A 7,417-nucleotide genomic window follows, 5' to 3' on the forward strand; every position below is an offset into this window, starting at 1 on the left:
GGCTCCCACAGCCCCCCGTCAAGACCGACTGGAAACTTTCCTAACCAACGCGGAACGGCCTCTACGGGTGCAGCGACTTCCGCATCGCGCGGTGCGGAATGCCCGCGTCCGGGAACTCGGGCCCGTACACCTCGTACCCGAGGCGCTCGTAGAAGCCCAGGGCGTGGGTCTGCGCGTGCAGGTCCACGGCCGTCAGGCCACGCGCGCGTGCGGTGTCCTCGATCGCCCGCACCAGGGCCGCACCCACGCCGAGGCCGCGTGCGGCCCGTGTCACCGCGAGTCGGCCGAGCGCGCCCACGCCGACGTCGCCGCCGTTCTTCGTGGCGGCCGCGGCGCCGGTGAGGAGGCGGCCCGTGCCCAGCGGCACACCGTCCTCGCGGACGGCCAGGACGTGCACCGCCCCGGCGTCGTACTCGTCGTACTCAAGGTCCTCGGGCACCTGCTGCTCGACCACGAAGACCTCCTTGCGGACCGCGAAGCAGGACTCCAGGTCGTCCGTGCCCGCCGCGACCCGGACCGTCACACCGGTCACGAGCTCTCCGCCCGGACCCGGTCGAGCGCCTTCTGGAGGTCGTCCGGGTAGCCACTCTCGTACTCCACCCACTGGCCGTCGCCCGGGTGCTCGAAGCCGAGCCTGACCGCGTGCAGCCACTGGCGGGTGAGGCCGAGCCGCTTGGCGAGGGTCGGGTCCGCGCCGTACGTCAGGTCGCCGACGCACGGGTGTCGATGTGCCGACATGTGGACGCGGATCTGGTGCGTGCGGCCCGTCTCCAGCTTGATGTCGAGCAGGGAGGCCGCGCGGAACGCCTCGATGAGGTCGTAGTGCGTCACGGAGGGCTTGCCCTCGGCCGTGACCGCCCACTTGTAGTCGTGGTTCGGGTGCCGGCCGATGGGGGCGTCGATGGTGCCGCTCATCGGGTCGGGGTGGCCCTGCACCAGCGCGTTGTAGCGCTTGTCGACCGTGCGCTCCTTGAACTGGCGCTTCAGCGACGTGTACGCCCGCTCCGACTTGGCGACCACCATCAGGCCGGACGTGCCGACGTCGAGGCGGTGCACGATGCCCTGGCGCTCGGCGGCGCCGGAGGTGGAGATCCGGTACCCGGCCGCCGCGAGGCCGCCGATCACCGTCGTCCCGGTCCAGCCCGGGCTCGGGTGCGCGGCCACGCCGACCGGCTTGACGATCACGACGATGTCGTCGTCGTCATGCACGATCTCCATGCCCTCGACGGGCTCGGCGACGATCTGCACCGGAGCGGGCGCCTGCGGCATCTCCACTTCCAGCCAGGCGCCGCCGTGCACCCGCTCGGACTTGCCGACCACCGAGCCGTCGACCGTGACCTTCCCCGCCGCGGCGAGCTCGGCGGCCTTCGTACGGGAAAACCCGAACATGCGCGAGATGGCGGCGTCGACGCGCTCGCCCTCCAGGCCGTCCGGCACGGGCAGGGTACGGATCTCGGGAATCGTGCTCACCCATTGAGTATGCAGGAGCCCACCGACACTCCCGCACCACAGCCTCCGGCGGGAGGGCTCAGTCCTTGTGGATGGTCCCGTCCGGGTCGAGCCCGCGGAAGGACAGCAGCACGATCAGGATGCCGCCGCAGACGATCGCCGAGTCCGCGAGGTTGAAGACCGCGAAGCCCTTGGGGGCGATGAAGTCGACCACCGCGCCCTCGAAGACGCCGGGGGCGCGGAAGAGGCGGTCCGTGAGGTTGCCGAGCGCGCCGCCGAGCAGCAGGCCGAGCGCGATCGCCCACGGCAGGCTGTAGAGCTTGCGGGCGAGCCGGGCGATCACCACGATGACCGCCGCCGCGATGCAGGTGAAGATCACCGTGAACGCCTCGCCGAACCCGAAGGCGGCGCCCGCGTTGCGGATCGCGTTGAACCGGAGCCAGTCACCGATCACGTCGATCGGCTCGTGGTGCTCGAGCTTGGCGACCACGATCATCTTGCTGATCAGGTCGAGGGCGTACGCGAAGACGGCCACCACGAACAGTACGGCGATCTTGCGCTTGCCCTTGGCCTTCGGCTCGTCCTGACCGGCCGCCGCACCGGAACCGGCCGCGTCCACGGACTTCTCCGCCGCCGCGCCCTCGGACTCCTCCTTGGCACCGTCGGACACCGCCGCGCGCGTGGTCGCCGCAGCGTCGCCCGACGTGTCCGTTGTGGTCTCGCCGGACGTGCCCGCCGTCTCGTCGGAGCCCGAGACGGACTGCTCCGGCTCGGCCCCAGCCGCCTCAGGGATGTCCGGCGTACCGATGATGCGCTCCGCCTCTGCCACGTGAGTCCCTCAACCTAGGTACCTGACTGGGGACGAGCGTACGGCACACGCGTACGGCCCCAGGCGCCCAGGCCACACTCAGTAGCGCCGCTCCTGCTTCTGCTTGCACTCCACACACAGGGTCGCGCGCGGGAAGGCCTGCATCCGCGCCTTGCCGATGGGATTGCCGCAGTTCTCGCAGAGGCCGTACGTCCCCGCGTCGAGCCGCTCCAGGGCGCGCTCGGTCTGGACGAGCATCTCGCGCGCGTTGGCGGCGAGGGCCATCTCGTGCTCGCGCGTGATGTTCTTCGTGCCGGTGTCCGCGTCGTCGTCGCCCGCCCCGTCACCGGAGTCCCGCATCAGACCGGCCAGGGACTCCTCGGAGGACGCGATCTCGCTGCCCAGGCGCAGCGCCTCGCTCTGGAGCTCGGCACGGGCCTCCGCGACCTCTGCCGGGGTCCAGGGATCCTCACCAGGGCGGACCGCCAGCTCGCCGGGCGCTGCGGCGGCACGCGCCTTGGGCACCGCCGTCGGCTTCTTCGCTGCGGTCGCCGTGCCCGGAGTCTTCTTCGCAACCACTGTCGTGGCTCCCGTCGTCTCCGCGGCCTCAGCCGCACCTTCGGCCGCGGACGCGGCCGTCTCCTTCGCTGTGCTCTTCTTCGCCGTGCTCTTCTTTGCGGTGCTTTTCTTGGCGGCCGTCTTCTTGGCAGCCGTTTTCTTCGCCGGGGCGGCCTTCTTGGCAGCGCTCTCAGGAGCGTCGTCGCCCCCCGCCTCCGGAGCGACCGCCTCGCTCCCGGCCACCTTCTTGGCGGTGGCGGCGGTGGTCTTCTTGGCGGCTGTCTTCTTGGCTGCCGCCTTCTTGACCACCGGCTCCTCAGCCGCGGCCTTCTTGGCCACCGTCTTCTTGGCAGGGGCCTTCTTCGTCGCAGCCTCCTTGGCTGCTGTCTTCTTGGCCGCGGACTTCTTCGCCGCGGCCTTGGGTGCCGCAGGCTCCGTCTCCTCCCCCGAAGACCCCTTCGCGGCCCCCTTCGCGCGCGCTCCGTGCGCGCCACCCGCGGCGTGCGCGCCGTTGGCCCCGTGCGCGCTCTTCTTGCCGCTCACATCCTTGGCCGTCGCCGCGGCCGCGCCTGTGGATCTGCCGGACGCCGACTGCTGTACGGCGGTCTTCTTCGCCACCATGGCCGCGGCCCCTTCACATATTGTGATCTTGCTCGCGAATCGTGCTGGGACGATAAATCGACTCCAGGCCCGCGGCAACGGGGCACGCCGCCCGATTCGCCCGCCCCGCGGGTGCCGCGCGGCGAGTCTGCATGCGTTGTGCCCAACTCCTTGCCGGGTAATCCGCCGACCGGAGCGCGCCGGGATCCGCTCGGTCCGCGTCTCGCCATTCGGGTCAGTCGGCGCCTTCTGGCCCGCGCCCCGGCGGGCGCCCGAAAAACCGGTCGGCCGCCTCTCCCCGGGCGCCGTACACTGGGCGACAGCGAGAAGCGTGGATGGGGACGAGTAGCGGCGTACGCAGCCATGAGCGACCCGGGGACGGTGTGAGCCCGGGGGCCAGCGCGACGTGAAGATCACCCCGGAGCCGCCGGAAGAACGCCGAAGCCCGCAGCGGAGGCCAGTAGACCCGGTTTCGCGACCCCAATGAGGGGGCTCACCGGCACAGACCCCGTTCCGGAGAGCCAAGGAGGGTGGTACCGCGGGAGCGCGCCTGACACGGCGTGCAGGCTCTCGTCCCTCCGCCGGAAGGCAGCACATCCGCCGGAGGATCGATGACGCAGTACCGCCAGGTGCCCGCCCAGGTCGACCTGCCCGCCCTCGAGCACGCCGTGCTCGACTTCTGGCGCGAGCAGAAGATCTTCGCCAAGAGCCTTGAGCAGTCCGAGGGCCGCCCCGAGTGGGTGTTCTACGAGGGCCCGCCCACCGCCAACGGCATGCCCGGCGCCCACCACATCGAGGCCCGCGTCTTCAAGGACGTCTTCCCCCGCTTCCGCACGATGCGCGGCTACCACGTCGCCCGCAAGGCCGGCTGGGACTGCCACGGCCTGCCGGTGGAGCTCGCGGTCGAGAAGGAGCTCGGGTTCAACGGCAAGAAGGACATCGAGGCGTACGGCATCGCCGCGTTCAACGCCAAGTGCCGCGAGTCCGTGACCCGGCACACCGACGCCTTCGCCGACCTCACGACGCGCATGGGCTACTGGGTCGACCTCGACGACGCGTACCGGACGATGGACCCGGAATACGTCGAGTCGGTCTGGTGGTCCCTGAAGGAGATCTTCAACAAGGACCTCCTCGTCCAGGACCACCGCGTCGCCCCCTGGTGCCCCCGCTGCGGCACGGGCCTGTCCGACCACGAGCTGGCGCAGGGCTACGAGACGGTCGTCGACCCCTCCGTCTACGTCCGTTTCCCGCTCACCTCCGGTCCCCTCGCGGGCCAGGCCGCCCTCCTGGTCTGGACGACGACCCCCTGGACCCTGGTCTCCAACACCGCTGTCGCCGCGCACCCCGACGTCACGTACGTCGTCGCGACGAACGGCGAGGAGAAGGTCGTCGTCGCCCAGCCCCTCCTGGAGAAGGCGCTCGGCGAGGAGTGGGAGACGACCGGTGAGACCTTCACCGGCGCCGAGATGGAGCGCTGGACGTATCAACGTCCCTTCGAGCTCGTGGAGTTCCCCGCTCCGGCACACTTCGTCGTCAACGCCGACTACGTGACGACCGAGGATGGTACGGGTCTGGTTCACCAGTCCCCCGCCTTCGGTGAGGACGACCTCAAGGTCTGCCGCTCGTACGGCCTCCCGGTGGTCAACCCGGTCCGCCCGGACGGCACCTTCGAAGAGGACGTCCCCCTCGTGGGCGGTGTCTTCTTTAAGAAGGCGGACGAAAAGCTGACCGAGGACCTCAAGGACCGTGGTCTGCTCTTCCGCCACATCCCGTACGAGCACAGCTACCCGCACTGCTGGCGCTGCCACACGGCGCTCCTCTACTACGCGCAGCCGTCCTGGTACATCCGCACCACGGCCATCAAGGACCGCCTCCTCCAGGAGAACGAGAAGACCAACTGGTTCCCGGAGTCGGTCAAGCACGGCCGCTTCGGCGACTGGCTGACCAACAACGTCGACTGGGCGCTGTCCCGCAACCGCTACTGGGGCACCCCGCTGCCCATCTGGCGCTGCGAGGAAGGCCACTTGACCTGTGTCGGCTCGCGCGCCGAGCTCTCCGACCTGACGGGCACCGACCAGTCGGAGCTTGACCCGCACCGCCCGTTCATCGACGAGGTCACCTTCCCCTGCCCGACCTGCCAGGAGACCGCCACACGCGTCCCCGAGGTCATCGACGCCTGGTACGACTCGGGCTCGATGCCGTTCGCGCAGTGGGGATACCCGCACAAGAACAAGGAGCTCTTCGAGAGCCGCTACCCGGCGCAGTTCATCTCGGAGGCCATCGACCAGACCCGCGGCTGGTTCTACACGCTGATGGCCGTCGGCACCCTGGTCTTCGACAAGTCCTCGTACGAGAACGTGGTCTGCCTGGGCCACATCCTCGCCGAGGACGGCCGCAAGATGTCCAAGCACCTGGGCAACACCCTCGACCCGATCCCGCTCATGGACCAGCACGGCGCCGACGCGGTCCGCTGGTTCATGGCGGCCGGCGGCTCCCCGTGGGCGGCACGCCGCGTGGGCCACGGCACCATCCAGGAAGTCGTCCGCAAGACGCTCCTCACGTACTGGAACACGGTCGCCTTCCAGGCCCTGTACGCGCGTACGTCGAAGTGGGCCCCCAGCGACGCCGACCCGGCGCCCGCCGACCGCCCGCTCCTGGACCGCTGGCTGCTCAGCGAGCTGCACGCGCTGACCGACCAGGTCACCCAGGCCCTCGAGGGCTACGACACCCAGCGCGCGGGCAAGCTCCTGTCCGTCTTCGTCGACAACCTCTCCAACTGGTACGTACGCCGCTCCCGTCGCCGCTTCTGGCAGGGCGACAAGGCGGCCCTGCGCACCCTGCACGAGGTCGTCGAGACCATCACGAAGCTGCTGGCCCCGCTGACGCCGTTCATCACGGAGCGCGTCTGGCAGGACCTGGTCGTGCCGGTGACCCCGGGGGCCCCGGAGTCGGTGCACCTCGCTGCCTGGCCGGAGGCGGACCTCTCCGCCATCGACCCGGAGCTGTCCCAGCAGATGGTTCTCGTACGCCGTCTCGTCGAGCTCGGCCGGGCCACGCGCGCGGAGTCGGGCGTCAAGACGCGCCAGCCGCTGTCGCGCGCGCTCGTCGCGGCAACGGGCTTCGAGTCGCTCAGCCCGGAGCTGCACGCCCAGATCACGGAGGAGCTCAACGTCTCCTCCCTGGCGTCGCTCTCCGAGGTCGGCGGTTCCCTGGTCGACACGACCGCCAAGGCCAACTTCCGTGCCCTGGGCAAGCGCTTCGGCAAGGGCGTCCAGGCAGTCGCCAAGGCCGTTGCCGAGGCGGACGCGGCCGCGCTGTCCCTGGCCCTGCGCGAGGGCACGGCGTCCGTCGAGGTCGACGGCGAGAAGGTCACGCTGGCCCCGGACGAGGTCATCATCACGGAGACCCCGCGCGAGGGCTGGTCGGTGGCGTCCGAGTCCGGTGCCACGGTGGCGCTCGACCTGGAGATCACCGAGGAACTGCGTCGGGCGGGCCTGGCCCGTGACGCGATCCGCCTGATCCAGGAGGCCCGCAAGAACAGCGGCCTGGACGTCGCGGACCGGATCGCCCTGCGCTGGACCTCCACGGACCCGGCGGTGCTCACCGCCCTGGCCGAGCACGCCGAGCTCATCGCGGACGAGGTCCTCGCCACGGACTTCGCCCAGGGTGAGGCCGACGACACCTTCGGGCAGCCGTTCACCGACGACTCCCTGAAGCTGACGTTCCGCCTCCGCAAGGCGTAAGCGCTCGTACGAAGGCCCGGTCCCGCCAAAGATCTTGGCGGGACCGGGCCTTCGGCGTTGCGTACCCACGCACAGATGAACGTTTCTGCACCTGCCCCGCCTGCCCCCCCTGCCACACCTGCCGCGGCACCCCGCACGACCGCACCACAAAAGGGCCGGGCCCCCAGAGATTCTGTGGGGGCCCGGCCGAGAACGCTGCCGCCGGCTTAAGCGGTGTGACGCCCCTCCCGTGTGGTGCCCGGCGTTGAGGCATGCCCCC

General features: G+C 70.4%; 5 protein-coding genes. 1 reads left to right on the forward strand and 4 read right to left on the reverse strand.

Going from position 1 to position 7,417, the window contains the following annotated elements:
• Positions 1-61 precede the first annotated feature (61 nt).
• From ACFWZ2_RS21405 to ACFWZ2_RS21420, 4 genes are all read right to left on the reverse strand, one after another.
• Positions 62-532, reverse strand: a complete 471-nt coding sequence (locus ACFWZ2_RS21405; RefSeq protein ID WP_384547901.1) for a GNAT family N-acetyltransferase — start codon at positions 530-532, stop codon at positions 62-64.
• Positions 529-1,470, reverse strand: a complete 942-nt coding sequence (locus ACFWZ2_RS21410; protein WP_384547903.1) for an RluA family pseudouridine synthase — start codon at positions 1,468-1,470, stop codon at positions 529-531. Before ACFWZ2_RS21410 ends, ACFWZ2_RS21405 begins: the two co-directional genes overlap by 4 nt.
• A gap of 58 nt (positions 1,471-1,528) precedes the next feature.
• A complete protein-coding gene (lspA, locus tag ACFWZ2_RS21415; protein WP_384547905.1) occupies positions 1,529-2,278 on the reverse strand; it encodes a signal peptidase II in 750 nt (249 codons plus the stop codon).
• A gap of 78 nt (positions 2,279-2,356) precedes the next feature.
• Positions 2,357-3,436: a TraR/DksA family transcriptional regulator gene (locus tag ACFWZ2_RS21420; protein ID WP_384547907.1), complete on the reverse strand. Its 1,080-nt coding sequence runs from the start codon at positions 3,434-3,436 to the stop codon at positions 2,357-2,359.
• A gap of 590 nt (positions 3,437-4,026) precedes the next feature.
• Here ACFWZ2_RS21420 and ileS point away from each other — a divergent pair.
• On the forward strand, positions 4,027-7,158 hold the full coding sequence (gene ileS, locus ACFWZ2_RS21425; protein WP_384547909.1) for an isoleucine--tRNA ligase: 3,132 nt from the start codon (positions 4,027-4,029) through the stop codon (positions 7,156-7,158).
• The last annotated feature ends 259 nt before the right edge of the window (positions 7,159-7,417 follow it).

It is taken from the genome of Streptomyces sp. NPDC059002 (assembly GCF_042740435.1).
Classification (GTDB): domain Bacteria; phylum Actinomycetota; class Actinomycetes; order Streptomycetales; family Streptomycetaceae; genus Streptomyces.

Bases quoted from the DNA above. Each gene is read 5' to 3' on its own strand.
- ileS (WP_384547909.1), top strand. From the start codon at position 4,027: ATGACGCAGTACCGCCAGGTGCCCGCCCAGGTCGACCTGCCCGCCCTC.
- ACFWZ2_RS21420 (WP_384547907.1), bottom strand. From the start codon at position 3,436: ATGGTGGCGAAGAAGACCGCCGTACAGCAGTCGGCGTCCGGCAGATCC.